This window comes from Paraburkholderia sp. FW306-02-B, assembly GCF_058782725.1.
Genome location: NZ_JBYSXZ010000001.1, coordinates 863,063 through 887,721 on the forward strand (window position 1 = coordinate 863,063; position 24,659 = coordinate 887,721).

The window sequence follows — 24,659 nt, forward strand, 5'->3', positions numbered from 1 at the left end:
GCGCGCGGCACGGTGATTCAACAATACGATCTGAACGACTAACAAAGTAAATCACCTTCAAGGGGTCGCTCCGCACGCGAAGGAGAGGATGAAATCGTGAACCAGGCAAAGACCATGTCGGGCGCCATGGAAGGCGCCGGGGCCTACAATCGTCATGCCGTGCCTCAAGCCGGTGGTGCCGCAATTGCGCTGCCACATCTGCAGCAGGCGGTAGCGAGCCTCGCGCTCGAACCGGACGACCAGCCGGTCGTGATCGCCGAGTACGGATCGTCACAGGGCAAGAACTCGCAGGCTCCAATGCGAGTTGCGATCGCCGCGATGCGCGCCCGGGTCGGGCCGGACCGGCCAATCCTTGTCTATCACGAAGACCTGCCGGTCAACGATTTCAACTCCCTGTTCGAGGTGCTGGATAGCGACCCGGACCGATATATCCGCGACGAACCTCTGGTCTTCCCGTGCGCAATCGGGCGGTCGTTTTACGGCAGCGTCCTGCCGCCGGCGTACGTGCATCTTGGATGGAGCGCGTACGCTGCGGTGTGGTTAAGCCGTGTGCCTGTCCCAATTGCGGGTCATATCTTTCTGCCATGCACGACGGGTGTCGTGAACGCTGCGTTCCAGGAGCAGGCGGCCCGGGACTGGGAAACGTTCCTCGCTCTGCGGGCCCGCGAATTGAGGCCAGGAGGCCGTCTCGTCGTGGTGCTGCCTGGAGCCGACGACGACGGGCGCACCGGCCTCGAGGCGCTGATGAACCACGCGAACGACGCGCTCACGCAGATGGCTACCGAGGACGCGATCACGTCCGACGAACGTGCGCACATGTTGCTGGCGACGTTTGCCCGCCCCGAGCACGACCTGCTTGCACCGTTCGCGAGCAACGGCCAGTTTTGCGATCTGGTCGTCGAGCATTGCGAGTGCGTTGCGCAGCCCGACGACATCTGGGACGAGTACCAGCGAGATGGGGACCGCGAACAGATGGCGAGTCGGTACGCGGCGTTTTACCGTGCGACCTTCGTGCCGTCGCTGTTACTGGCCCTCGACCATCCCGGCGATGAGCCAAGAAAACGCACGCTTAGCGACCGCTTTGAGCAGCTGTTGAGACAACGGCTGATGGCCGCCCCGGCGAGGCTCGACGCACTGGTCGAGACGCTTGTTCTTGCGCAGAATGGTGCACGTTAGGCCGGTCATCCTGGCGAGGATGCAGCGTGTGCTTTGGCGCATGTCGACTTTCCAATCCGGAGGAAGCTGCGTTGTTTTACTTCGTCGTCTCCTTCGCCTTACCGACCATTAGTTGTTCTTCGGATCGAGAGGCTCGTCGAATAGCGAGGGCGTTTGCACTGCCCTGCGTTTAGCCCCTTCGAGATACTTTACAAAGAGTGCGATGGCGGCAACCAATGCCGGAAGCCCTGCCACGATGAATGCCTCATTCAGCCCATAACGGCGGCGGAGCAATTCCGCAGCAGCCAGAGCGCCCACAATTCCACCAAACCGACCGATACCCATCATCCATGCAACGCCGGTCGCGCGTGCCCTTGTGGGGTAGTAATTTGCCGCCAATGCGGACATCGAAGCTTGCGCACCGTTCATCGTGGTGCCTGCCACGAAGATGAGGCAGACCAGAGTGACTAGGCCGGGCGCCCCGTATCCAATGGCAACAGTGAAGAGACCGGTCGACAAAAAGCAGGCGCTGACTATTACGTTCGGCTCGAAGCGATCCATCAGCCAGCCCGAGGCCAAGGCGCCGACTCCACCACCTAACGGGAAGAGCGCTGTAATGAGGACCGCGTGTGAGATGCTAAGACCTGAATCGTGGATCAGGATGGGAAGGCAATTGGTAAGTAAATAAAATATAACCAGCCCCATGAAATAGGCGAGCCATAGCATGAGGGTTCCAACGATATAGGGCCTCGCCAATACGACTTTGACCGAATCCGCAGAATTCGCTTTCAAGGTCTCTTCGCCAATGACGAATTGTCTGGCCTCGACCAGCTTCCCCGGAGCGATACGGTCAAGTACGTCGTGGATCCGGTCGGCAGCAGCCCCTTTGGCAACCATGTAACGGACCGATTCCGGAATCCAGTATATGAGGGCAATGCCTAGCGCGATGGGAAGCACGCCGCCGGCAACCAGTACGCTGCGCCAACCTAGAGCGGGAATCAGGACCGCTGCCAGGAAGCCGCCTCCAGCGGCTCCCAAAGGAAATCCGCAAAGCATGGCGTTATTGACGATGGCGCGATGGTGATCGGGAGCAAACTCAGCCATCAGCGTCGCGGCACTGGGCATGGCTGCACCGATGCCCAGTCCCGTTATAAATCGGAGAACGGTAAGCATTTCAACGCTTTGCGAACTGGCGCTCGCAAGAGACGATATGCCCAAAAACAGGACCGCCAGAACGAGTACAGTCTTTCGACCAAGTCTGTCAGCCATCGGCCCCGAACTCATTGCGCCTATTGCGAGTCCGAAAAGTCCAGCACTCAGAACGGGACCGAGCGAGGACTTTGCAACATGCCAGTCGACGAAAAGGGCAGGCGCGATATAGCCAATTGCGGCGGTATCGAAGCCGTCGATTGCGATAACCAGGAAGCCCAGTGTCAGTATCAACCATTGATAGCCGCTAAAGCCATGGCTATTTATAAACTCTTGAACGTTGACAGTCGAGGCGGAGTTCATCTTGGTCATCCAGATACCGTGCTCGGCCTCCAACCACATTCCCGTCGGAGCGCGTCGCTCTTGCCACAAGACCAGGCTCGCGTTAGGTACGTTCTCAAACAAATGACTATCGCAGCCGCTCCTCCGCCTGTCATGAAAGTGAGCATGCGTTGCCCCACCGACAGAGCACCGCCGCGTCGCCCGTCAGCGATCTCCATCGCTTCCGCGGCATCATCCAGATCGGCTTCCTTGAGCAAGTCACGCTTGACCTTACCGGTGACGGCCGCCAGCCTTGCATCGCGCGCATCGGCCTGCTAGATAATTGCGATTTCAGGCGGCTTTTCCATCGTAGCCTCGCGGCATCGTCGGAACTCATTGCATTGTGTTATATACCGTGCAGGCATTTCTGGCCAAGGTAATTGCTTCTCGTCCCGTAGACAGGAAGCGCTTGTACGGGGTACCGCTCCAGGTCTGATCAACGAATGGTGGCTATTTAGCCCTGCGCTGGTGGTGGTCGTATGGACGATTCTTGCCGCGTACTCGTTCACGTGCAGCGGAAGAGGACATCCGCGCAACGTGATTGCTACGCTAACCGGTTGTTCGCTTAGACGACAGCGCAGTCTCTCGTACGAGGAATTCGAGCCTCCGGATTGAGCCGACAGTGACTATTCGTTTTCTCGATAGTGGACGTTCAAGGCGAACTTGATCCGCGATCTCGCGAACGGCGACTTTGGGTTCCGGAGCGGACCATCGTACATCTTGGCCGAACGCCCGAAACGGGTCGTTCGGAGTCCATCAAGTCAGTCCCCTGTGGCAAACACTACGCTTCGTTCTCTGCAGTGATGGCCCAGACCGTCCGCAGCATCCGACAGTGTGATGGGCTTGCGAGTAAATAAATTTCAGAGTCCTGACTAAGTTACTCAATAGAAAACACCCTGTTTTGAAGCGGCGCGAGATTTTCCGCAGGCGACGCCGAGGTAATTGCTCGCGATCTCGAGTTCGTCGCACTAAAGCGCGCAGACTTTGTTCTGTTGGATGACTGGAGACAGCGGCCCAAAAAAGCGTTGGCTACAGCCAGACACCGTGGCTCCTGAATCTGGCTATAAAAGCTGTCGTAATCGAGACCGATCTTGTTTATTTTCAAATGGTTACGATCGCTCAGAGGGTGCGCGGATCAGGATTGGCATAACCCGTGCATTTGTAGCTGCGGGCGCAACGACGACGGGTTTGGTGCTACCGCCGCGGCGGTAGCAGCGTTGCTCAGATTTCGAGAAACGTGTTTTTCGTTTGAGCCTCTTTGTTAGCACGCGGCACGACCCTACACATCGTCCCATCGACGCTCAAGAGCGCGCCGCAATGGACCTGATCCAGGTGCATTCGTATGTTCACCAAGCTTATTGGAGTCGTCATGAAAGCGAGATTCATCGCCGCTCTGTTAGTCGCAAGCTCCGCATCGCTGGCTGTTCCTTCCTTCGCGGGCAGTTGCGGCCCGGCATCCGTCAATGGGTGCGACGTCGGCGCGCCAGCATCGCAACGCGGTCAAACCGCCTATACGAAGGCCGCGGAAGACGGCCAAGGCAGCGTGGTTGACAAAAAACGCAGTGGCGTCGGCGGTGACGAATCGGTCAGATCGGTCAGGTCGAAGTTTGGCCGGCGTGCCCTAGGTGATAGCATCGACCCGATGTATCGCGGGGGTTGATGAACTCGGTCCCGGAGCACATGGGGACCCGGTATCCCCATCCGCATTCCCCAGAGCGTCCAGCCGCTGACGCGCATCGCCTACCTCGCGGACAGCGACACCATGATTCTCGGACAGCATCACCGTTTATCGCTGGACGCCCTGATCGTGCGTTTCGTCCATGAGAGAGACTTGGCCGGGATTGGCAATCATGCTCCAAGAGCACAATCACGAATCCCGGTCGCCCCTACACGTGGCGCTGCTCGATCAGCCACCGAAAGAGGGCGCCGAGCACCGGGAGCGCGTAGGCGGCCCCCTTCGCCAGCATGGCAATAGCGCTCTCGTCTCTTCCACCAACCGTACGGCCATCGTGTCCAGGTTGGATCGAAATATTCTCGGCTGCCAGTGGATTACGGGATTTCCCTAGGTGGACGATTGCAAAGAAAATTCGAGGAATCTGGTCGTCAATCAGCCTGTTCGGGAGTGATCAATGTCCAGCTTGACGGCGGCAAGAACCTACGGGTAGAGCCCTGTTTTAAAAGCGGATTATTGCGATTCGTCAGAATTTTGCTGCAGTGCAAGGTTCAGACTTAAGTGAACAAAGTTCAAAGTTCAGAGTTAAGTGAATCTCGACCCCACATCCCTTCTTGAATTTGTCACCACCCGTCCATATAATTAGCACTCGCTGCACGAGAGTGCTAACAACATCGCCGGTTGGCTCAGCCAACTGGGTTTTCTCAGCGTTCTTCAGTCTCAATCAAGAGAGGAGTATGTATGAACCTTCGTCCTTTGCATGATCGCGTGATCGTCAAACGTCTGGATCAAGAAACCAAGACCGCGTCGGGCATCGTGATCCCCGAAGCCGCAGCAGAAAAGCCGGATCAAGGCGAAATTCTGGCAGTCGGCCCGGGCAAGCGTGACGACAAGGGCGCGCAAATCGCGCTCGACGTGAAGGTTGGTGACCGTGTCCTGTTCGGCAAGTACGCAGGCCAGACCGTCAAGGTCGACGGCAACGAACTGCTCGTGATGCGCGAAGAAGACATCATGGCCGTGGTGCAGAAGTAAGCGAAAGTCGCTACTTCCCCGGTTATATCCCAAGAATTCAAGGAGTTAGAAGATGGCAGCTAAAGACGTCGTATTCGGTGATTCCGCCCGTGCCAAGATGGTTGAAGGCGTGAACATCCTCGCGAACGCTGTGAAGGTCACGCTGGGCCCGAAGGGTCGCAACGTTGTCCTGGAACGCAGCTTCGGCGGCCCGACGGTCACCAAGGATGGTGTCTCGGTCGCAAAAGAGATCGAACTGAAAGACAAGCTTCAGAACATGGGCGCGCAAATGGTCAAGGAAGTGGCTTCCAAGACCAGCGACAACGCAGGCGACGGCACCACGACCGCAACGGTTCTGGCTCAGTCGATCGTTCGCGAAGGCATGAAGTACGTTGCATCGGGCATGAACCCGATGGACCTGAAGCGCGGTATCGACAAGGCTGTGACGGCCGCTATCGAAGAACTGCGCAAGATCAGCAAGCCGTGCACGACCAACAAGGAAATCGCTCAAGTCGGCGCGATCTCGGCGAACAGCGATTCGTCGATCGGCGACCGTATCGCTGAAGCGATGGACAAGGTCGGCAAGGAAGGCGTGATCACGGTTGAAGACGGCAAGTCGTTGCAAGACGAGCTGGACGTTGTCGAAGGTATGCAATTCGACCGCGGCTACCTGTCGCCGTACTTCATCAACAACCCGGACAAGCAAGTTGCCGTGCTCGAAAACCCGTTCGTGCTGCTGCACGACAAGAAGGTGTCGAACATCCGCGATCTGCTGCCGGTACTGGAACAAGTCGCCAAGGCTGGCCGTCCGCTCCTGATCATCGCAGAAGACGTCGAAGGCGAAGCGCTGGCTACGCTGGTGGTGAACAACATCCGCGGCATCCTGAAGACGGTTGCTGTGAAGGCGCCGGGCTTCGGCGATCGTCGTAAGGCCATGCTGGAAGACATCGCGATCCTGACTGGCGGTCAAGTTATCGCTGAAGAAACCGGCCTGACGCTCGAAAAGGCATCGCTGGCTGAACTGGGTCAAGCGAAGCGTATCGAAGTGGGCAAGGAAAACACCACGATCATCGACGGCGCTGGCGAAGCTGCAAACATCGAAGCACGTGTGAAGCAAGTTCGCACGCAAATCGAAGAAGCTACGTCGGACTACGACCGTGAAAAGCTGCAAGAACGCGTTGCCAAGCTGGCAGGCGGTGTTGCAGTGATCAAGGTCGGCGCTGCGACCGAAGTCGAAATGAAGGAAAAGAAGGCACGTGTCGAAGACGCACTGCACGCAACGCGCGCAGCTGTGGAAGAAGGCATCGTTGCCGGCGGCGGCGTCGCGCTGATCCGCGCACGTACGGCAATCGCTGGCCTGAAGGGCGCTAACGCCGATCAGGACGCAGGTATCAAGATCGTGCTGCGCGCGATGGAAGAGCCGCTGCGCCAGATCGTCACGAACGGCGGCGAAGAAGCCAGCGTCGTGGTGGCAGCTGTTGCTGCTGGCCAAGGCAACTTCGGCTACAACGCAGCAACCGGCGAGTACGTCGACCTGGTTGACGCAGGTGTCGTGGACCCGACGAAGGTGACGCGCACGGCGCTGCAAAACGCAGCTTCGGTCGCAGGCCTGCTGTTGACCACCGACGCAGCTGTGTGCGAACTGCCGAAGGAAGATGCTCCGATGGGCGGCGGTATGCCCGGCGGCATGGGCGGCATGGGCATGGACATGTAATTTCGGCGGGCCTTGCTTGCGAGGCTCATTGGAAACACATGGGGAAGCGCGCCGCAACGCGTGCTTCCCAAAAGAAAAAACCCGCAGAAATGCGGGTTTTTTTATCGGCGCCTGCTATTTGTCTAGCAGGCGCGCTGGTGAACGCCTCAATGCCGCGCTTCGCCCGGCGTGGCATCCTTGCCGGCCGTCGGCGGCGTCTCGTCGTCGCTGCTGCGGGCCCAGAAGAACCGATCCGGCAGATACGCGCCCATGCCCGGCCGGAAAGCGCTGCGCACCGCCTGATACAGATACTCCTGCGCCTCGCGCACCGCTTCGGCCGGTTCCTGACCATTGGCCAGCAAAGCGGCAATCGCCGCGCCCAGCGTATCGGTCAAACCCATGATGCGATGGCTGCCGCGGTCCCACATATCCTGACGCAATTGGCCGTCTTCGCTATACAACGTATTAACGAGCCGATGCGTGCCGGTTTCCGTCGACAGAATGTATTCGCAGCCTTGCGACAGCAGATGCGAGATCGCTGCATCGAGACTCGGCGCTTCAGCGTCGCCGTCCGGTTGGGCGAGGGCGAGCAGCGTGGCGTGGTCGGCGACCAGCAGCGTGGTTTGCGGCGCGAGCAGATCGGCGATCGCTTCGCGCAGTTCGTCGGCGGCGAGCACGTGTTCGTCGTCGAGCGTGAAGTCGGGTGCGAGTATCAGCGGGATGTCGTCGTAATCGGCGACCACCTCTGCGATCGCGCTCACCACTTCCGCGCGCGTGCACGCACCGACCTTGAACGCGGCGATCGGCATGTCTTCGAGCAGCATCCGCGCCTGGGTCGCGACCACTTCCGGGTCGAGCCCGGTGACTTCGTCGCAGCTGGCCGAGTCGCGCACCGTATAGCCGGTGAGCACGGTGACGCCGTGACATCCCATGCTGGCGAGTGTCATCAGGTCGGCTTGCAGGCCGGAGCCGCCGGTGGGATCGGAAAGGCCGAAGGTGAGGACGATCGGAGGCGTGTCGCTGGGCATGAAAATTGACTAAAAGGAGCGTGTATTTAAGCGCAACCGGTGCGCAATCGGCTCAATTATGCGGCCTAAACCGTCGCGGGGGCGTTTTTTCGCATCCTCGGGCCGCCGGCCTCAAACCAGCAGCATGGCAAGCCGCATGCAAGCCGCGGCATGGCGCCGCAACCCTCGTGCAAGCCGACTCAACCGGCATAGCCAAAGCCGCCGCTCGCTAGAGTGTGCGTTTCTGATTGCTAGGCATTGGGGCGGCAACACGGTACCATCATGGCTCCCGTTTCAACGGACTCTACGACGCGACACAAGAATGGAATATCAAAGCTGGATGTGCCTGATTTGCGGCTGGATTTACGACGAAGAAGCCGGTTTGCCGGACGAAGGCATTGCGCCGGGCACGCGCTGGGAGGACGTGCCGATCAACTGGACGTGTCCGGAATGCGGGGCGCGCAAAGAAGACTTCGAGATGGTCCAGATCTGAGGTCCGGGGATAGTCGGCGGTCGCCGGCTGCGGTTGTGCCGTGCGATTGTACCGTGCATACGGCGGCGCCGGTCGGATCGAACACATTTGGTACGCCCAAGCCGTTCAGCCTCACATGCCGACGCGAAACGTCCTCGATTGTGCCGTGTCGCAGCGGTAGTCTGTCATTGTTCTGTCGCCAGTTCGCGCGCTAGCCGATCAATCGGCGTGCGGCGCTGCGCGACGGCCCGTCAGCTTCGTGTCGCCTGCCCATGACTCTTCGATCCGCTGCACCCGAATCCTTCGATGCATTGCCGAATCCGCGCGGCGGCGCTGTCCGTTCCGCCGAACTCGCGCTGGCAGAGGCGCTGTTAGCGTTCGAGCAGCACGGCGAGAGCACCGCGGCGTTGCTGCGCGCGTCCCACGCCTTGCGCGAAGCCGGCTGGCTCGGTGCGCAGCGTTTCGCCGACGCGCTGGTGCTGGTGTCGCCGCTGGCATCGGGCCATTCAGCAGACGCCGACAGCGCGCGGCCTGCATTCGGCGCGGCGCTGAACGATTTCCGCGCGACTCTCGAGCGTCACAATCTGCGCGAGCTGTCCTGTTCGCCAACGCTGTTTACCCACTATCGCGCGCTCGGCGCGCATCTGTCGCAGCACACGCCTGGTTCCACGGTTGCCTTCGAAGACCTCGCGCTGGCTGGGCGCCCCGTGCCGCCGGTGTCGCTGCATGCCCAGTCCGCTGATCAACTGGCCCATTTGCGGGCGCGCTACGAGCGTGCGTTGCTGCCGGTGTTGCGCTCGCAGCCCGATAACAGCGGCGCGGCGCTCGCCGCCACAAACGCCGCGCTCGACGAACTGGACGCCTGCCTCACCGAACTCACCGGTCCCGATCCGTACGATTTCTGGCGGCTCGCCAAAGCCTGCGCCAAGGCGTTGCGCGTCAGCGGCCGTGCCACCGGGGACACCGAGGCGCGGCGTTTCTACGCCCGCTGCAACCTGGCGCTGGCCGATCACGCGCGCGGCATCCAGCGCGCGCCGCGCTCACTGGTGCGCGCGACGCTTGCCCTGTTGTGGCGCGACTACGCGCTCTTCGGCGCCGCGGCGGAAGACGCCGATCAGGTCGAAGTGCTGCACGACTACGGCTTGACGGTCGATTGGCACGTCGCAGGCACCCAGGCATCGGAAATGCTTTGGGAAGCAGGCGCCGCGCAGGCGCAGGCGTTCACCGCCGCACGCGCTACGCTGACGCGCGAGCTGGGCGTGCTGACCGTCAACGCGCACGCCTACGAAGATTTTCTGCAAACAGCGGATGCATCGATCTCCGCTTTGACCGAGCACGCCCGCGCCGCCGATCAGCCCGAAAAAGCCGATCCGAGCGAAGCGCTGCAAGCAGGCGACGCCGCCTACCGGCTCGGCGCCGCCGCCTGCGCGCTGGGCCTCGGTCACGTAGCGCTGGTGGCCGACGCGCTGGGGCTCGCGTGGCGCCGTCGCGCGCACGCCGGCGTGTCGACGCCGGCGGTGCGCTCGCACGTGATAGTGGGTGCACCGGCGGCGAGCACGCTCGAGCAAACCGCTGAAGCGTTGCGCGCGATGTTGCACAAGGTGGCCGCCGGCGTGGCGCCGCCAGCCAGCGCCGCGGCGCTGGCCGCGTTGACGCGGGCGATCGAGCAGGGCGGCGCCTGAACCGTATCCGCGTGTCGCGTCCGGCGCCCCGGTGCGCATCATTAGCACGCAGGAACCTGGCGGAGCCGGGAAGAACCTCAAGACAAGCAGCATGCGCGTCGAAAACACCTCTATCGCACACCGTGGCCAAGGTCTGCGTGCGTGATAGAGTGCAACTTGAATCGCCGTCGATGGCTCGCGGTCCCACGCTCAAAGCCCGCCATCCTGCATCGTCTTTGCTAAAATCCGAACTATGTCCAAGAGTACCGATCGCATCAATCTGACCAACCAGTTCCTGATCGCCATGCCGAACATGGCCGATCCCACGTTTTCAGGAACGGTGGTCTACCTTTGCGATCACAGTGAGCGCGGCGCGCTCGGCCTCGTGATCAACCGGCCGACCGATATCGACCTTGAAGCGCTCTTCAGTCGCATCGATCTCAAGCTCGAGATCGAACCCCTTCTGCATGTGCCCGTGTATTTCGGCGGCCCGGTGCAAACCGAGCGCGGCTTCGTGTTGCACGATCCGAAAGACGGCAATACGTACACGTCGTCGATGTCGGTGCCCGGCGGGCTCGAAATGACCACCTCGAAAGACGTGCTCGAAGCCGTCGCAAGCGGCACCGGCCCGGAACGTTTCCTGCTCACGCTCGGCCACGCCGGCTGGGGCGCGGGCCAGCTCGAAGAAGAGATTTCGAAGAACGGCTGGCTCACGGTTGAAGCCGATCCGAAAATCGTCTTCGACGTGCCCGCTGAAGAGCGTTTCGAAGCCGCGCTCGCGCTGCTCGGCGTTTCGCTGTCGATGCTGTCGGGCGAAGCAGGTCACGCATGAGCCTCGCGGCCGGACGTGCGGCGACGCTGCTTGCGTTCGACTATGGTGAAAAACGGATCGGCGTGGCGGTCGGCAATTCGCTTACGCGCAGCGCGCGGCCGCTCGTGATCGTGCAGAACCGCAGCCGTGAATACCGTTTCGAGGAAGTCGGCAAGCTGATCGCCGAGTGGAAGCCGGACGCGCTGATAGTCGGCCTGCCGATGCATCCGGACGGCACGCCGCACGAAATGACCCAACTCGCGAAGCGCTTCGGCAATCAGCTGAACGGCCGCTTCAATCTGCCGGTGACATGGATCGACGAGCGCTATTCGTCGGTTGAGGCGAAGGCGGAAATCCGCGCCGGCAAGGGCCGCGCCGACATGCTCGACGCCGAAGCCGCCAGCATCATCCTCCAGCAATATCTAGACGGACTTTCCGACGATCATGAGTTCCATTGACGCCGAAGCGCTCTATCGCGCTCTGCTCGAACAGATTCTCGCGGCTTACGGCGACAAACTCGGGGGCGCCGACGGTGCCGTGCTGGCCGGCATCTACAGCGGCGGCGCGTGGCTTGCCGAGCGTCTCGCGCGCGACCTGAACGTGCCGAGCTTCGGCGTGGTGAACGTCGCGCTGCATCGCGACGACTACGCGAAAAAAGGCCTGCACGCGCAGGCGAGCCCGACCTCGCTGCCGTTCGCGGTGGACAACCGCCGCATCGTGCTGGTCGACGATGTCCTGTACACCGGCCGCACGATTCGCGCGGCGCTCAACGAGCTGTACGACTACGGGCGCCCGGCATCGGTCGAACTGGCAGTGCTCGCCGACCGCGGTGGGCGCGAGTTGCCGGTGGCGGCGCGCTTTGTCGGCGGCGTGGTGAACGTGCCGGCCGACGCGACGCTCGTGCTGGCCCGCGAGGCCCACGAAGGGCGCAACTCGAACGAAGGCCCGCGTTTCACCTTTCACACTGAAGCACGCGTCGATTGATCGCGGCTCCATGCATTGAACAAACCGCATTGAGCAAAGCGCATTGAACAAACATTAAGCATGACGGTTTCGAGGCCGCCGCCGCGATGTTGCACGCGCGCGGTGCCGGTCCGGAAACCCTCATACGCAGTCAGCATCGACACCGACCACGTTGAAGCCCGTATTTGAAGCAGGTACACCATGAACACCGCCATCCAGGTTCCCAAGGATTCAACCGATAGCGCTACCGAGCGCTTCCGTTATGGCTTCCTGAAGGGCAATCCGCAGCTCACGAAAAACGGCGAGCTCAAACATCTGTTGTCGATCGAAGGCTTGCCGAAGGCGATCGTCAATCACCTTCTCGACACCGCCGAGCAGTTCGTCAGCGTGACCGATCGCGAAGTGAAGAAGGTGCCGCTGCTGCGCGGCAAGTCGGTGTTCAACCTGTTCTTCGAGAACTCGACGCGCACCCGCACTACCTTCGAGATCGCCGCCACGCGTTTGTCGGCGGACGTGCTGAATCTGAACATCAACGCGTCGTCGACCAGCAAGGGCGAATCGCTGCTCGACACGATCAACAACCTGTCGGCGATGCATGCCGACATGTTCGTGGTGCGCCATGCGTCGAGCGGCGCGCCGTACCTGATCGCCCAGCATTGCGCGCCGCACGTGCACGTGATCAACGCCGGCGACGGCCGTCACGCACACCCGACCCAGGGTCTGCTCGACATGTACACGATCCGTCACTACAAGAAGGATTTCACGAATCTGCGCGTGGCGATCGTCGGCGACATTCTGCATTCGCGGGTGGCGCGTTCGGACATTCATGCGTTGACCACGCTCGGCGTGCCGGAAGTGCGCGCGATCGGTCCGCGCACGCTGTTGCCGGGCGGGCTCGAACAGATGGGCGTGCGCGTGTTCCACAACCTCGACGAAGGCCTGAAGGACGTCGACGTGATCATCATGCTGCGTCTGCAAAACGAGCGGATGAGCGGCGCGCTGCTGCCGTCGGCGCAGGAGTACTTCAAGAGCTGGGGTTTGACGCCGGAGCGCCTCGCGCTTGCCAAGCCCGATGCGATCGTGATGCACCCGGGTCCGATGAACCGCGGCGTCGAAATCGATTCGCAGGTGGCCGACGGTCCGCAATCGGTGATTCTCAATCAGGTGACGTTCGGCATCGCGGTGCGCATGGCGGTGATGGGGATCGTCGCGGGCAATCACGATTGATCTCGCCACGGCACGCACCAAAACACACAACAAGTCACGCAGAACTTAGCTGAACGCTTGGCTAAATATTAAGGCAGCGCATGAAGATTCATATTCAAGGCGGCACGCTGATCGATCCGGCAGCGGGCACCGAACAGCAGCAGGACATTTTTATCGCGGCGGGCAAGATCGTCGCCATCGGCAACGCTCCCGCCGATTTCCACGCGGCGAAGACGATCGACGCCAAAGGCCTGTCGATCGCGCCGGGTCTGGTCGACCTGTCCGCGCGCTTGCGCGAGCCGGGCTACGAACACAAGGCGACGCTCGAATCCGAAATGGCCGCGGCGCTCGCGGGCGGTGTGACGAGCCTCGTGTGTCCGCCGGACACCGACCCGACGCTCGACGAACCGGGCCTCGTGGAGATGCTGAAGTTCCGCGCGCGCAATCTGAACCAGGCGCATGTGTATCCGCTCGGCGCGTTGACCGTGGGTCTCAAAGGCCAGGTCATCACCGAGATGGTCGAGTTGACTGAAGCGGGTTGCATCGGCTTCTCGCAGGCCGACGTGCCGGTGGTCGATACGCAGGTGCTGATGCGCGCATTGCAGTACGCGAAGACCTACGGCTACACCGTGTGGCTGCGCCCGGTCGATGCGTACCTCGGCAAAGGCGGCGTGGCCGCGAGCGGCGCATTGGCGTCGCGGCTCGGGTTGTCCGGCGTGCCGGTCTCGGCCGAGGCGATCGCGCTGCATACGATTTTCGAACTGGTCCGTGTGACCGGCGCGCGCGTGCATCTTTCGCATGTGTCGTCGGCGACGGGCATTGCGCTGATGCGCGCGGCGAAGGCCGAAGGCTTGCCGGTGTCGTGCGACGTCACCGTGAACCATGTGCACTTGATCGATGTCGACATCGGCTACTTCGACGCGCAGTTCCGGCTCGATCCGCCGCTGCGTCAGCAGCGCGATCGCGAAGCGATCCGCGCGGGTCTCGTCGACGGCACGATCGACGCGATCTGCTCCGACCACACCCCGGTCGATGACGACGAAAAGCTGCTGCCGTTCGCTGAAGCCACGCCGGGCGCGACCGGGCTGGAGCTGTTCCTGTCGCTGACGGTCAAGTGGGCCGACGAAGCGGGCGTGCCGTTGGCGAAGGCGCTGAACCGCATCACCGCGGCGCCGGCCGACGTGCTGAAGCTGGATGCCGCCGGGCGCATCGCCGTGGGCGCCGTCGCCGATCTCTGCGTGTTCGACCGCAACGCGCATTGGCGCGTCGAGCCGCGCGCATTGAAGAGCCAGGGGCACAACACGCCATTCCTCGGCTACGAACTGCCGGTGCGTGTGCGTGCGACGATCGTGTCCGGTCACGTCGCGTTCGAACAGCGCTAATATCCGCGCTATTGCCCAGTTAGGGAAACCTCCGACAATGAAGCTAGCGTTACGCAAGGCCCGTCTCGTCGCGCATCTGCTGCATGGCATGTGGATCGTCGCGACGCGCTTTCCAAAAGCCGGCGCCGATGTCCGGCAGACGCTCAATCGCGCATGGTCGCTGAAAATGCTGCGCCTGTGCGGCATGCGGCTGGTCGTGCATAACGACGGCGCGCGGCTCGATCGCGGCGCGCTGGTGGTCGCCAATCACATCTCGTGGATCGACATCTACGTGATCAACGCGTGGCGGCCCACGCCGTTCGTCTCGAAGGCCGAGATCCGTCAGTGGCCGGTGGTCGGCTGGCTCGCGCAGCAACTGGGCACGGTGTTTATCCAGCGCGAGAAGCGCAGTGATGCGAAACGGATCATGCATGAACTGGCCGACCGCCTGAACGCGGGCGAGCTGATGTGCGTGTTTCCGGAAGGTACCACTTCCAACGGTCTGACGCTGCTGCCGTTTCACGCGAACATGTTCCAGGCGGCCGTGTCGGCGTCTGCGCCGGTTCAGCCGCTGTGCATCATGTATGAGGACGCGCAGGGCCGGCAATCGACCGCGCCCGCCTATATCGACGACGTGACGCTCGCCGATTCGCTGAATATGCTGTTGCGCGGCGGCCCGTTGACCGCGCACGTGTATGTCGGCGCGCCGCTCGCGCCGGGCGCCGACCGGCGCATGCTGGCTGCGGAAGCGGAAGGGGTGGTCGCGGCGGCACTGCGGGAGATGCAGGCGCGCACCGCGGGCATGGCGGGTTCCACTGCGGCTGCGGTGATCGCGGCGCAAGCCGCAGCGCCTGCCGCCACGCCCGCGCTGATCGACCCGGTCGATCAGTCCAGCCGCTCAGCTTAATTACCGTTCATCGGCACGCGGCAGTTTTCGCAGTCGACCTGGGTTAGCGTGCGTTCTGCCGGATCGTCGGCAAGACGCACGGCGGAGAGTTTCTCCCCCCATACGCAGCCCGAATCCAGGCCGATCAGGTTGTCGCGCAAGGTCAAGCCAAGCGCGGCCCAATGGCCGAAGACCACCGTGATATCGGCGGTCTTGCGCGACGGCACGTCGAACCACGGCATGTAGCCGGCCGGCGCGGAATTCAGGCCGCCGCTGGTGCTGAAATCCATCGTGCCTTCGAGATTGCAGAAGCGGATGCGCGTCAATGCCATGCACGTTACGCGCAACCGGTCGATGCCTTTGAGGTCCGGCTTCCAGTAATTCGGTTCATTGCCGTACAGGCCCGCGAGCGTTTCCTTCCAGGTCGGCGCGCGCAGCGCGCGCTGCAATTCGTCGGCGAGTTCCATGGTCAGAGCGGCGTCCCACTGCGGCAACACGCCCGCGTGCACCATCAGCATGCCGTTTTCAAAGTGCGCGAGCGGCCGGTGGCGGACCCATTCGAGCAGGTCCTCGGCGTCCGGTGCGGCGAGGATATCGTCGATTGTGTCGCCTTTTTTCGACTTGCGAATCCCCGCCGACACCGACAGCAGATGCAGATCGTGATTGCCCAGCACCGGCACTGCGCGATCGCCGAGGTCGATGATGTCGCGCAGCGTGGCGAGCGATTCGGCGCCGCGGTTGATCAGGTCGCCGGCGAACCACAGCGGTGTGCCGGCCGGCGGCGCGGCCTTGGCCAGCAGCTGCTGGAACGGCGTGCGACAGCCTTGCAGGTCGCCGAAGGCAAGAGGAAACGGGCGCGGCTCAGGGATAGCGGTGGGAACGGTGGAGGCTGTCATCGAGGGATCGGTGCTAATCGGTACACGGCGGGTACAGGTGGATAAGCGCAAAAGGTACCGCGCGTGCCGCGTTGAGCGGTGCAACATATAAGCGTGACATAATAGCCCGTTTGACGCACTGGTATTGTGACCTGCGCCGTCAGGAGCCGGCGGGAGCCGCCGCCGACAAGGCCGCACGCGATACTGCAACACAACAGGATGACCCTCGTGAACGGAGAAAGCATGTCGTCTTCCCATGCAGCGCAACCGATTCGCACGCTCGTCACCGGGGCGAGTGGTTTCACTGGCCGCTATCTGGTGGATAACCTGCTCGCTAAAGGTCACACCGTGATCGAAACGGTGGCCGGACGCAGCGAGCCTGAAACGCCGACACGGCTCAGGCTCGACATCACGTCGCCCGAGGCATGCCGGCGCGTGATCGAAACGGCGCGGCCCGATTACATCGTGCATCTGGCGGCAATCAGCTTTGTGGGCCATAACGATCCGCTCGACTTCTATCGCGTCAACGTGATCGGCACGCTGAATCTGCTGGAGGCTTGCGCGGCCGTCGGCCACACGCCGCGCAAGCTGCTGATCGCAAGCAGCGCGAATGTTTACGGCAACGTAACCAGCGACGCCATCGACGAGACTTTCCCGGTCACGCCCGTCAATCACTACGCCGCCAGCAAGGCGGCAATGGAAACGATGGTGCGCACCTGGTTCGACCGGTTGCCGATCCTGATCGTGCGGCCGTTCAACTACACCGGTCGCGGGCAGGCGTCGAATTTCCTGGTGCCGAAGATCGTCGAGCATTTTGCGCGGCGCGAGCCTTCGATTTCGCTCGGCAATATCGACGTTGCACGTGATTTTTCGGATGTGCGCTATGTGGCGAGCGCTTATGAAGCCTTGCTCGAATCCGCTGTCGCCGGCGAAACGGTCAATGTTTGTACGGGTACGCCTTATACGCTTCGGGAAATTCTCTCGGCGGCGAGCGACCTGACTGGGCATGAGCTCGAGATACAGATCAATCCCGCGTTCGTGCGGCAAACAGATGTGAAGATGCTGGCCGGTTCGCCTGCCAAGCTGCGCTCGCTGGTGCCGGAAGTCGAGGCTATTCCCTTCATGGATACGCTGCGCTGGATGCTGGCGGCTTAGTCGAAGGCCTGGCTTGGTCAGGTGCCTGATCGGCGCGTTTCGACTCCTTTCAGCGTCTTTTACCGATATTCGTCCTGCATCGCGGCGCGCCGGCTTGTTGCCGCGGACGCGTACGCGTCTACTCCTCAATCGCGCGGCCAGGCGCCGCGCGATCGTGCCCCAACAGTCCGAACCAGGCGTCGATCAGGCGCGTGCCTTTCTACGTCCGTGGGCTGCCGGCAGCGGTGCAGGTGACAAATTGTCCCGAACCGACTCCAGGAGAAACTTAATTTGTCAAGCTGTTTCAAGTTGTTAGGGTTCTGGTTTTTGCCCGGGGCGGCTTTATAATCGTCGCTTTATAAGATTGGCGTCTGAGCGTCCGCTTGCGGTATGAGGATTGGCGACGGCGTTGACAAGAATCGAAAACCACAATTTGGGGCGTGTGCTCGGGCCTGCTGTGTCCGATCCACCACGAACATTTGGAAGGGAATTTCATGATCCTGGTAACGGGCGGCGCCGGCTTTATCGGCGCCAATTTCGTGCTCGACTGGCTCAATGCGTCGGACGAAGCGGTGCTGAACGTCGACAAGCTGACCTACGCCGGCAATCTCGGTACGCTCAAGTCGCAACAGGCCAATCCCCGTCATGTTTTCGTGCGGGCCGATATCTGCGATCGTGCCGCGCTCGACGCGCTCTTCGCCGAACACAAGCCGCGCGCCGTGCTGCACTTCGCCGCGGAAAGCCATGTGGATCGTTCGATCCATGGTCCGGCCGATTTTGTGCAAACCAACGTGGTCGGCACTTTCACGCTGCTGGAAGCGACCCGCAGCTACTGGAATGCGCTCGGCGATGCCGACAAGGCCGCGTTCCGTTTCCTGCATGTTTCTACCGACGAAGTGTTCGGTTCGCTCTCCGCTACCGATCCGCAATTCTCCGAAACCACGCCGTACGCGCCGAATAGCCCCTATTCGGCCACCAAGGCGGGTTCCGACCATCTGGTGCGTGCCTACCATCACACGTATGGCCTGCCCACGCTCACTACCAACTGCTCGAACAACTACGGTCCGTTCCAGTTCCCCGAGAAGCTGATTCCGTTGATGATCGCCAACGCGCTGAGTGGCAAGGCGCTGCCGGTGTACGGCGACGGTCAGAACGTGCGCGACTGGTTGTATGTCGGCGACCATTGCAGCGCGATCCGCGAAGTGCTCGCGCGCGGCGTGCCGGGCGAGACGTACAACATCGGCGGCTGGAACGAGAAGAAGAACCTCGACGTCGTGCACACGCTGTGCGATCTGCTCGATCAATTGCGTCCGAAAGCGGGCGCTTCGTACCGCGATCAGATCACGTATGTGAAGGATCGTCCGGGCCACGACCGCCGTTATGCGATCGACGCCCGCAAGCTCGAGCGCGAGCTTGGCTGGAAGCCGGCTGAAACGTTCGAAACGGGCCTCGCGAAGACGGTTCAGTGGTATCTGGACAATCAGGCATGGTCCGACGACGTGGCTTCGGGTGAGTATCTGAAGTGGGTTGAGACCAACTACGCGCAGCGCGCGTAAGGGCACGGCTATGGCGCGCAAAGGCATTATTCTCGCAGGCGGATCGGGTACGCGGCTGTATCCGATTACACATGTCGTATCCAAGCAGCTGCTGCCGGTCTACGACAAGCCGATGATCTACTATCCGCTGTCCACACTGATGGTGGCGGGCATTCGTGATGTGCTGATCATCTCGACGCCGCAAGACACGCCGCGCTTCGAAGCCATGCTCGGCGACGGCAGCCAGTGGGGCATGAATATTCGGTACGCGGTGCAGCCTTCGCCGGACGGCCTCGCGCAGGCGTTCATTATCGGCCGCGACTTCGTTGGTAACGATCCGTCGGCACTGATTCTCGGCGACAACATTTTCTACGGGCACGATCTCGCGAAACAGCTGGAACGCGCCAATGACAAGGATGAAGGCGCGACCGTCTTCGCTTATCACGTGCACGATCCTGAGCGGTACGGCGTTGTCGAATTCGACAAGCAGTTCCGCGCGCTGTCGATCGAAGAGAAGCCGGCCAAGCCGCGCTCCAACTACGCCGTCACCGGTCTGTACTTCTACGACAAGCAGGTTTGCGATATCGCCGCCGATATCAAACCGTCGCCGCGTGGCGAGCTTGAAATCACCGACGTCAACTCGCGTTATCTGGCGAACACCGCGCTCAATGTGGAAATCATGGGGCGTGGCTATGCGTGGCTCGACACGGGCACGCACGATTCGCTGATCGAAGCGGCAACCTTCATCGCCACGCTGCAAAAACGCCAGGGTCTGGTGGTTGCGTGTCCGGAAGAGATTGCGTACCGGCAGCAGTGGATTGATGGGGAGCAACTGTTGACGCTCGCCAAACCGCTCGCGAAGAACGCCTACGGGCAGTACCTGCAAAACATTCTTACGGACCAAGTTGCATGGCCATCCAAGTAACCGCTACGGCGCTGCCCGAAGTCAAGATCATCGAGCCGAAGGTGTTCGGCGACGCGCGCGGCTTCTTCTTCGAAAGCTTCAATGCGCAGGAGTTTGCCGAGCAGGTCGAGCCCGGCGTCGAGTTCCTGCAGGACAACCACTCGCGCTCGGCGAAGGGCGTGTTGCGTGGACTGCATTACCAGATTCAGCATGCGCAAGGGAAGCTCGTGCGCGTGGTTGAAGGTGAGGTGTTCGATGTGGCTGTCGATATCCGCAAGAGCTCGCCGAATTTCGGCAAGTGGGTCGGTGTGACGCTGTCGGTCGACAATCATCGGCAGTTGTGGGTGCCGCCGGGTTTTGCGCACGGTTTCGTGGTGTTGTCCGAATCGGCGCAGTTCCTCTACAAGACCACCGACTATTGGTTTCCCGAGCATGAGCGCAGCATCGTCTGGAACGATCCGGCGATCGGCATCGAGTGGCCGATCGACTTCGAGCCGCTGCTGGCTGCGAAGGATGCGGCGGGTAAGCGTCTTGCCGATGCTGAAGTCTTTGCATAAGGGGTTGCAGCATGAGCGCACGTGATGCTAAGCGGACGATTCTCGTCACCGGTGTAAATGGCCAGGTCGGCTTCGAGCTCGCGCGTACGCTGCAGGGGCTCGGCAAAGTGGTGGCCGTGGACCGCTCCACGCTGGATCTGTCCAATCTGGACCAGGTACGTGCCGTCGTTCGCGAGGTTCGGCCGGCCCTGATCGTCAACCCCGCGGCCTATACCGCGGTGGACAAGGCCGAAGACGAACTCGATCTCGCCATGCGCATCAACGGCGAAGCGCCGGGCGTGCTGGCTGAAGAAGCGAAAAAGCTGGGCGCGGCGCTGATTCACTACTCGACCGATTACGTGTTCAACGGCGAGAAAGACGGCGCCTACGTCGAAGACGATCCGACCGACCCGCAGAACGCGTATGGCCGCACCAAGCTTGCCGGCGAGCAGACGATCGCCGCGACGGGCGTCGATCATCTGGTGCTTCGTACGAGCTGGGTGTACGGCACCCGCGGAAAGAATTTTCTGCTCACGATGCTTCGGCTCGGCGCTGATCGACCCGAGTTGAAGGTTGTCGCTGATCAGTTCGGCGCGCCGACTTGGAGCAACACGATCGCCACGCTCACCGCCCACCTGGTCGCGCAGGCGTTTGCCGCCGAAGACAGGGCTTCGTGGTGGAACGAGCGTTCGGGGATTTACCACCTGTGCGCCGGCGACTCCACCTCTTGGCACGGCTTCGCATCGGCAATCTTCGAATTCGCGAACCTGCCGAACCGGCCCAAGGTGTTGCCGATTCCCGCATCCGACTATCCGACTCCGGCGAAGCGTCCATCCAATTCGAGGATGTCGAACGAGAAGTTGGCGCAGGTGTTCGGGCTCGTAGCTCCGCATTGGCGCGAAGCCTTGCAACTGTGCCTGACGGACGCTTTTCCGGCGTCGCCGGCAGCCCGTTCTTAAACCGCATAGGACGCGCCCTTGCCCGAAGCTCACAACGCCTCACAGTGCCTTTGCTGCCTGACGAGAGTGAAAGGGGGCGGGGGTAGAATATCGACAGGTTGAGAGTTCCGCGCCGGCTCAGCAATCCGGTGCGAACATGCCGCCGTTCACGACGGGCGCGTCGCGTTATCAACCTGATCGTGGGTTGTGCTGACCATTCATGGTCGGGCTACCTCCGTAATAAGTACGGTACTGAGAGGACTCTGTGAGTTTGTTACCGATCATCCTTTGTGGCGGAGCGGGGTCGAGGCTCTGGCCGGTTTCGCGTGAATCGCATCCGAAGCCATTCATCCGTCTTGCGGATGGCGAGAGCCTGCTGCAGAAGGCTTTCTTGCGGGCGGTCGCGCTGCCTGGCGTGAAAGAAGTGCTCACGGTAACGAACCGCGATCTGTTCTTCAAGACTGAAGACGATTTTCGCGAGGTGAACGCGAAAGGCTGTGCAACCTCGTTCATTCTTGAACCCTTTGGCCGCAATACGGCTGCGGCGATCGCGACGGCGGCGTTGCACACGGCGAAAGTGCATGGCGACAAGACCGTCATGCTGGTACTGGCCGCCGATCATCTGATTGCCGACCAGCAGGCGTTCGCCGCGGCCGTCGAGGCGGCGAAGAAGCTTGCGCAGGCGGGCAAGGTGGTCACCTTCGGCGTGCATCCGGATACGCCCGAGACTGGCTATGGCTATATCGAGGCGGATGGCGAAACCGTGGTGCGCTTTGTCGAGAAGCCGTCGCTCGAGAAGGCTCGCGAGTATCTCGCCTCCGGCAAATTCGTGTGGAACTCGGGCATGTTCTGCTTTACCGCAGGCACGATCCTGAAGGAGATGCAACTGCACTGTCCTGAGATTCTCAGTACGGCTGCCGAGTGCATGGCACAGTCGCCGTCTGCTGAGGGTAAGGACGGCGCGCAGATTCGTCTCGAACCCGCGAGTTTCGGTGCTGTACCGGAAGTGTCGTTCGACTATGCGGTGATGGAGAAGTGCGAACACGCCGCGGTGGTGCGCTGTGACATCGGCTGGACGGATGTCGGTTCGTGGACGGCACTCAGCGATCTCTCGCCGCCGGACGGCAGCGGCAATCGCGTGGAAGGTGAAGCGTTGCTGCTCGACGTGAAGAACTGCTACTTGCGTGGCGGCGACCGGCTTATCGGCGCAGTGGGTATCGAGAATCTGATCGTCATCGACACGCCTGATGCGCTGCTCGTCGCGAACCGGGACCGGGCTCAGGACGTCAAGCAGATTTTTACCGAACTGAAGGCGCGTGGTCACGAGACGTATAAGGTGCATCGCACAGTGCATCGGCCGTGGGGTACTTATTCGGTGCTTGAAGAAGGCCCGCGCTTCAAGATCAAACGCATCGAGGTCAAGCCGGGCGCGAGTCTCAGCTTGCAGATGCATCATCATCGCAATGAGCATTGGGTGGTGGTCAGTGGGATGGCCAAGGTCGTGAACGGAGAGCAGGAGTTCTTCGTATCGACCAACGAGTCGACCTACATCCCGGCGGGTCACAAACACCGCCTCGAGAATCCGGGCGTAGTCGAGCTCGTGATGATCGAAGTGCAGAGCGGCGAATATCTAGGCGAAGACGACATCGTCCGCTTTGAAGACATTTACGGACGTACTTGAGATGGATATCAGTTTTATCAACGATACGGAAGACCTGACCCGCCATACCGAAACCGACGATCTGCTCGTCGGCATGAAAGCGATGCGGGTGTGGGGCACGCTGGGCTGGCATGACATTCGTCAGCGCTACCGCCGCTCGGTGCTCGGACCTTTTTGGTTTACATTGAGCACGATCATCATGGTCGTGGTGCTGGGCGCGCTGTATTCCACGCTGCTGCACCAGGAAATTTCCAACTATCTGCCCTATCTCGCCGTTGGTCTGGTGATCTGGGCTTATCTTGCTGCGGTTGCCAATGAAGGCTGCATAGCCTTCATTGGCGCGGCGTATCTCATCAAGCAGATTCGCCTACCGCTTACCGTGCACGTGTGCCGGATCGCGTGGCGCAATTTTGTGATTCTGCTGCACAGCTTGCCGGTGGTCGTAGTCCTGTTGCTAGCCTTCGGGCGCTGGCCCGGGTGGGAGTTTCTGCTGGTTCCGCTCGCGCTCGCCATGCTGCTGCTCCACGGCGTCTGGCTCGGCGTGACGCTTGGCGTGCTGTGTGCCCGTTTTCGCGACATTCCGCCGATCGTGACCAATCTGATTCAGGTCGTGTTCTTCTTCACGCCCGTCATGTGGTCACCTGAAATTCTGAAGGACCGTGCCTGGGTTGCCGAATACAACCCGCTTTACCACCTGATCGAAACGGTGCGTGCGCCGTTGACCGGCCGCCCGACCCATTGGGAATCGTGGGCCTGGTCGTTTGGTTTGCTGATAGTGGGCTTTGCCTTCGCGCAAATCCTGATGAAACGTTTCCGTAATCGCGTTCCTTACTGGCTTTGATATTGTGAGTTCTTCATCGATTGTTGCTCGTAACATCTCCGTCGAATTTCCGATTTACGAGAACTCCCATCGCTCACTGAAAAAGGCGGTGCTCAATCTCACGACGGGTGGCCGGATCGGCCAGGATGCCGGTCGTCACGCGATTGTCAAAGCGATCGACGACCTCAGCTTCAGCTTCACCGAAGGCGACCGCGTCGGTCTGATCGGCCACAACGGGTCGGGCAAGACAACGCTGCTGCGCACGCTGTCGGGCGTGTATGCGCCGGTGCGCGGTGAGCTCAAGGTGCATGGCAAGATTGCTTCGCTGCTGGACGTGTCGATGGGCCTCGACCCCGATGCGACCGGCTTCGAGAACATCTATCTGCGCGGCATTCTCGACGGCCTGAAGCCGGCGCGCATTCGCAGCAAGATCGACGAGATCGCCGACTTCAGCGAATTGGGCGACTACCTGAATCTGCCGGTGCGCACGTATTCGAGCGGGATGATGCTGCGTCTCGCGTTCGCGATTTCGACCAGCGTCGAAGCCGACATCCTGATCATGGACGAGTGGCTCAGCGTAGGCGATGCGGAGTTCAGCATCAAGGCAGCCGAGCGTCTCGAGAGTCTGGTTGGCAAGGCTTCGGTGCTGGTGGTTGCGTCGCACGATCCCTCGCTGGTGGCGCGGGTGTGCAATCGCAAGATTTCCATGGAGCACGGCAAGATGATCGCCGACGAACCGATCATCGCGCCTCAAGCAAGCGAAGCGCCGCTGGTCAGCCACTCGGCGCAGTTGCCGCACTAATTTCCGCAAACGGGCATGCCGGACCTG

Annotated in this window: 23 protein-coding genes; 20 read left to right on the top strand and 3 right to left on the bottom strand. The window is 61.4% G+C overall.

Annotated elements, in window-relative coordinates; all coding sequences use genetic code 11:
- The first annotated feature begins 96 nt into the window (after positions 1 to 96).
- Positions 97 to 1,176 carry a class I SAM-dependent methyltransferase gene (locus AC3WOG_RS03815; RefSeq protein WP_492576744.1) on the top strand — a complete coding sequence of 360 codons (1,080 nt, stop codon included), beginning with the start codon at positions 97 to 99 and terminating at the stop codon, positions 1,174 to 1,176.
- 108 nt (positions 1,177 to 1,284) lie between these two features.
- Here AC3WOG_RS03815 and AC3WOG_RS03820 read toward each other — a convergent pair whose 3' ends face one another.
- Positions 1,285 to 2,667, bottom strand: coding sequence for an MFS transporter (locus AC3WOG_RS03820; protein ID WP_492579710.1), 1,383 nt, complete (start codon positions 2,665 to 2,667; stop codon positions 1,285 to 1,287).
- Positions 2,668 to 4,027: 1,360 nt separating this feature from the next.
- On the opposite strand from AC3WOG_RS03820, the gene AC3WOG_RS03825 reads away from it, so the two are divergent.
- The 3 genes from AC3WOG_RS03825 (at position 4,028) to groL (ending at position 7,082) form a co-directional block, all read left to right on the top strand.
- Positions 4,028 to 4,345, top strand: a complete 318-nt coding sequence (locus AC3WOG_RS03825; RefSeq protein ID WP_492576745.1) for a hypothetical protein — start codon at positions 4,028 to 4,030, stop codon at positions 4,343 to 4,345.
- Between the two features lie 753 nt (positions 4,346 to 5,098).
- Positions 5,099 to 5,389, top strand: a complete 291-nt coding sequence (gene groES / locus AC3WOG_RS03830) for a co-chaperone GroES (RefSeq protein WP_007178996.1) — start codon at positions 5,099 to 5,101, stop codon at positions 5,387 to 5,389.
- A 52-nt stretch (positions 5,390 to 5,441) separates the two neighbouring features.
- Positions 5,442 to 7,082: a chaperonin GroEL gene (groL, locus tag AC3WOG_RS03835; protein ID WP_492576746.1), complete on the top strand. Its 1,641-nt coding sequence runs from the start codon at positions 5,442 to 5,444 to the stop codon at positions 7,080 to 7,082.
- 146 nt (positions 7,083 to 7,228) lie between these two features.
- Here groL and AC3WOG_RS03840 read toward each other — a convergent pair whose 3' ends face one another.
- The gene (locus AC3WOG_RS03840) at positions 7,229 to 8,089 is read right to left on the bottom strand and encodes a hydroxymethylpyrimidine/phosphomethylpyrimidine kinase (protein ID WP_492576747.1); all 861 of its coding nucleotides are present in this window, start codon (positions 8,087 to 8,089) and stop codon (positions 7,229 to 7,231) included.
- Between the two features lie 301 nt (positions 8,090 to 8,390).
- Here AC3WOG_RS03840 and AC3WOG_RS03845 point away from each other — a divergent pair, with 301 nt between their 5' ends.
- The 8 genes from AC3WOG_RS03845 (at position 8,391) to AC3WOG_RS03880 (ending at position 15,449) form a co-directional block, all read left to right on the top strand.
- The gene (locus tag AC3WOG_RS03845; protein ID WP_006047743.1) at positions 8,391 to 8,561 is read left to right on the top strand and encodes a rubredoxin; all 171 of its coding nucleotides are present in this window, start codon (positions 8,391 to 8,393) and stop codon (positions 8,559 to 8,561) included.
- Between the two features lie 251 nt (positions 8,562 to 8,812).
- Complete coding sequence (locus AC3WOG_RS03850) at positions 8,813 to 10,222, top strand: FimL-related protein (protein ID WP_492576748.1); 1,410 nt, start codon at positions 8,813 to 8,815, stop codon at positions 10,220 to 10,222.
- 232 nt (positions 10,223 to 10,454) lie between these two features.
- A complete protein-coding gene (locus AC3WOG_RS03855) occupies positions 10,455 to 11,033 on the top strand; it encodes a YqgE/AlgH family protein (RefSeq protein WP_029971036.1) in 579 nt (192 codons plus the stop codon).
- Positions 11,030 to 11,470 (top strand): Holliday junction resolvase RuvX, encoded by a 441-nt coding sequence (gene ruvX, locus AC3WOG_RS03860; RefSeq protein ID WP_492576749.1) that lies wholly within the window; start codon positions 11,030 to 11,032, stop codon positions 11,468 to 11,470. Before AC3WOG_RS03855 ends, ruvX begins: the two co-directional genes overlap by 4 nt.
- Complete coding sequence (pyrR, locus tag AC3WOG_RS03865) at positions 11,457 to 11,996, top strand: bifunctional pyr operon transcriptional regulator/uracil phosphoribosyltransferase PyrR (protein WP_492576750.1); 540 nt, start codon at positions 11,457 to 11,459, stop codon at positions 11,994 to 11,996. Before ruvX ends, pyrR begins: the two co-directional genes overlap by 14 nt.
- A gap of 180 nt (positions 11,997 to 12,176) precedes the next feature.
- Positions 12,177 to 13,202, top strand: a complete 1,026-nt coding sequence (locus AC3WOG_RS03870) for an aspartate carbamoyltransferase catalytic subunit (protein ID WP_492576751.1) — start codon at positions 12,177 to 12,179, stop codon at positions 13,200 to 13,202.
- Between the two features lie 80 nt (positions 13,203 to 13,282).
- A complete protein-coding gene (locus tag AC3WOG_RS03875) occupies positions 13,283 to 14,563 on the top strand; it encodes a dihydroorotase (RefSeq protein ID WP_492576752.1) in 1,281 nt (426 codons plus the stop codon).
- A 37-nt stretch (positions 14,564 to 14,600) separates the two neighbouring features.
- A complete protein-coding gene (locus AC3WOG_RS03880; protein WP_492576753.1) occupies positions 14,601 to 15,449 on the top strand; it encodes a lysophospholipid acyltransferase family protein in 849 nt (282 codons plus the stop codon).
- On the opposite strand, the gene AC3WOG_RS03885 is transcribed toward AC3WOG_RS03880, so the two are convergent.
- A complete protein-coding gene (locus tag AC3WOG_RS03885) occupies positions 15,446 to 16,324 on the bottom strand; it encodes a symmetrical bis(5'-nucleosyl)-tetraphosphatase (protein WP_492576754.1) in 879 nt (292 codons plus the stop codon). The two genes, AC3WOG_RS03880 and AC3WOG_RS03885, sit on opposite strands and share 4 nt — an antisense overlap.
- Before the next feature lie 222 nt (positions 16,325 to 16,546).
- Here AC3WOG_RS03885 and AC3WOG_RS03890 point away from each other — a divergent pair, with 222 nt between their 5' ends.
- The 8 genes from AC3WOG_RS03890 (at position 16,547) to AC3WOG_RS03925 (ending at position 24,632) form a co-directional block, all read left to right on the top strand.
- Positions 16,547 to 17,458 (top strand): GDP-mannose 4,6-dehydratase, encoded by a 912-nt coding sequence (locus AC3WOG_RS03890; protein WP_492576755.1) that lies wholly within the window; start codon positions 16,547 to 16,549, stop codon positions 17,456 to 17,458.
- Between the two features lie 473 nt (positions 17,459 to 17,931).
- On the top strand, positions 17,932 to 18,993 hold the full coding sequence (rfbB, locus tag AC3WOG_RS03895) for a dTDP-glucose 4,6-dehydratase (RefSeq protein WP_492576756.1): 1,062 nt from the start codon (positions 17,932 to 17,934) through the stop codon (positions 18,991 to 18,993).
- 10 nt (positions 18,994 to 19,003) lie between these two features.
- Positions 19,004 to 19,897, top strand: coding sequence for a glucose-1-phosphate thymidylyltransferase RfbA (rfbA, locus tag AC3WOG_RS03900; protein ID WP_492576757.1), 894 nt, complete (start codon positions 19,004 to 19,006; stop codon positions 19,895 to 19,897).
- Positions 19,882 to 20,433 carry a dTDP-4-dehydrorhamnose 3,5-epimerase gene (rfbC, locus tag AC3WOG_RS03905; RefSeq protein WP_492576758.1) on the top strand — a complete coding sequence of 184 codons (552 nt, stop codon included), beginning with the start codon at positions 19,882 to 19,884 and terminating at the stop codon, positions 20,431 to 20,433. Before rfbA ends, rfbC begins: the two co-directional genes overlap by 16 nt.
- 11 nt (positions 20,434 to 20,444) lie before the next feature.
- Positions 20,445 to 21,371: a dTDP-4-dehydrorhamnose reductase gene (gene rfbD / locus AC3WOG_RS03910; RefSeq protein ID WP_492576759.1), complete on the top strand. Its 927-nt coding sequence runs from the start codon at positions 20,445 to 20,447 to the stop codon at positions 21,369 to 21,371.
- A gap of 244 nt (positions 21,372 to 21,615) precedes the next feature.
- The gene (locus AC3WOG_RS03915; RefSeq protein WP_492576760.1) at positions 21,616 to 23,031 is read left to right on the top strand and encodes a mannose-1-phosphate guanylyltransferase/mannose-6-phosphate isomerase; all 1,416 of its coding nucleotides are present in this window, start codon (positions 21,616 to 21,618) and stop codon (positions 23,029 to 23,031) included.
- A gap of 1 nt (position 23,032) precedes the next feature.
- A complete protein-coding gene (locus AC3WOG_RS03920) occupies positions 23,033 to 23,851 on the top strand; it encodes an ABC transporter permease (RefSeq protein ID WP_492576761.1) in 819 nt (272 codons plus the stop codon).
- Between the two features lie 4 nt (positions 23,852 to 23,855).
- Positions 23,856 to 24,632: an ABC transporter ATP-binding protein gene (locus AC3WOG_RS03925; RefSeq protein ID WP_492576762.1), complete on the top strand. Its 777-nt coding sequence runs from the start codon at positions 23,856 to 23,858 to the stop codon at positions 24,630 to 24,632.
- The last annotated feature ends 27 nt before the right edge of the window (positions 24,633 to 24,659 follow it).

Bases quoted from the DNA above. Each gene is read 5' to 3' on its own strand.
- AC3WOG_RS03855 (WP_029971036.1), top strand. From the start codon at position 10,455: ATGTCCAAGAGTACCGATCGCATCAATCTGACCAACCAGTTCCTGATC.
- rfbB (WP_492576756.1), top strand. From the start codon at position 17,932: ATGATCCTGGTAACGGGCGGCGCCGGCTTTATCGGCGCCAATTTCGTG.
- AC3WOG_RS03885 (WP_492576754.1), bottom strand. From the start codon at position 16,324: ATGACAGCCTCCACCGTTCCCACCGCTATCCCTGAGCCGCGCCCGTTT.
- AC3WOG_RS03850 (WP_492576748.1), top strand. From the start codon at position 8,813: ATGACTCTTCGATCCGCTGCACCCGAATCCTTCGATGCATTGCCGAAT.
- groES (WP_007178996.1), top strand. From the start codon at position 5,099: ATGAACCTTCGTCCTTTGCATGATCGCGTGATCGTCAAACGTCTGGAT.
- rfbA (WP_492576757.1), top strand. From the start codon at position 19,004: ATGGCGCGCAAAGGCATTATTCTCGCAGGCGGATCGGGTACGCGGCTG.
- AC3WOG_RS03825 (WP_492576745.1), top strand. From the start codon at position 4,028: ATGTTCACCAAGCTTATTGGAGTCGTCATGAAAGCGAGATTCATCGCC.
- AC3WOG_RS03870 (WP_492576751.1), top strand. From the start codon at position 12,177: ATGAACACCGCCATCCAGGTTCCCAAGGATTCAACCGATAGCGCTACC.
- groL (WP_492576746.1), top strand. From the start codon at position 5,442: ATGGCAGCTAAAGACGTCGTATTCGGTGATTCCGCCCGTGCCAAGATG.
- pyrR (WP_492576750.1), top strand. From the start codon at position 11,457: ATGAGTTCCATTGACGCCGAAGCGCTCTATCGCGCTCTGCTCGAACAG.
- AC3WOG_RS03880 (WP_492576753.1), top strand. From the start codon at position 14,601: ATGAAGCTAGCGTTACGCAAGGCCCGTCTCGTCGCGCATCTGCTGCAT.
- AC3WOG_RS03845 (WP_006047743.1), top strand. From the start codon at position 8,391: ATGGAATATCAAAGCTGGATGTGCCTGATTTGCGGCTGGATTTACGAC.
- rfbC (WP_492576758.1), top strand. From the start codon at position 19,882: ATGGCCATCCAAGTAACCGCTACGGCGCTGCCCGAAGTCAAGATCATC.
- AC3WOG_RS03840 (WP_492576747.1), bottom strand. From the start codon at position 8,089: ATGCCCAGCGACACGCCTCCGATCGTCCTCACCTTCGGCCTTTCCGAT.
- AC3WOG_RS03875 (WP_492576752.1), top strand. From the start codon at position 13,283: ATGAAGATTCATATTCAAGGCGGCACGCTGATCGATCCGGCAGCGGGC.
- ruvX (WP_492576749.1), top strand. From the start codon at position 11,030: ATGAGCCTCGCGGCCGGACGTGCGGCGACGCTGCTTGCGTTCGACTAT.
- rfbD (WP_492576759.1), top strand. From the start codon at position 20,445: ATGAGCGCACGTGATGCTAAGCGGACGATTCTCGTCACCGGTGTAAAT.
- AC3WOG_RS03890 (WP_492576755.1), top strand. From the start codon at position 16,547: ATGTCGTCTTCCCATGCAGCGCAACCGATTCGCACGCTCGTCACCGGG.
- AC3WOG_RS03820 (WP_492579710.1), bottom strand. From the start codon at position 2,667: ATGAACTCCGCCTCGACTGTCAACGTTCAAGAGTTTATAAATAGCCAT.
- AC3WOG_RS03920 (WP_492576761.1), top strand. From the start codon at position 23,033: ATGGATATCAGTTTTATCAACGATACGGAAGACCTGACCCGCCATACC.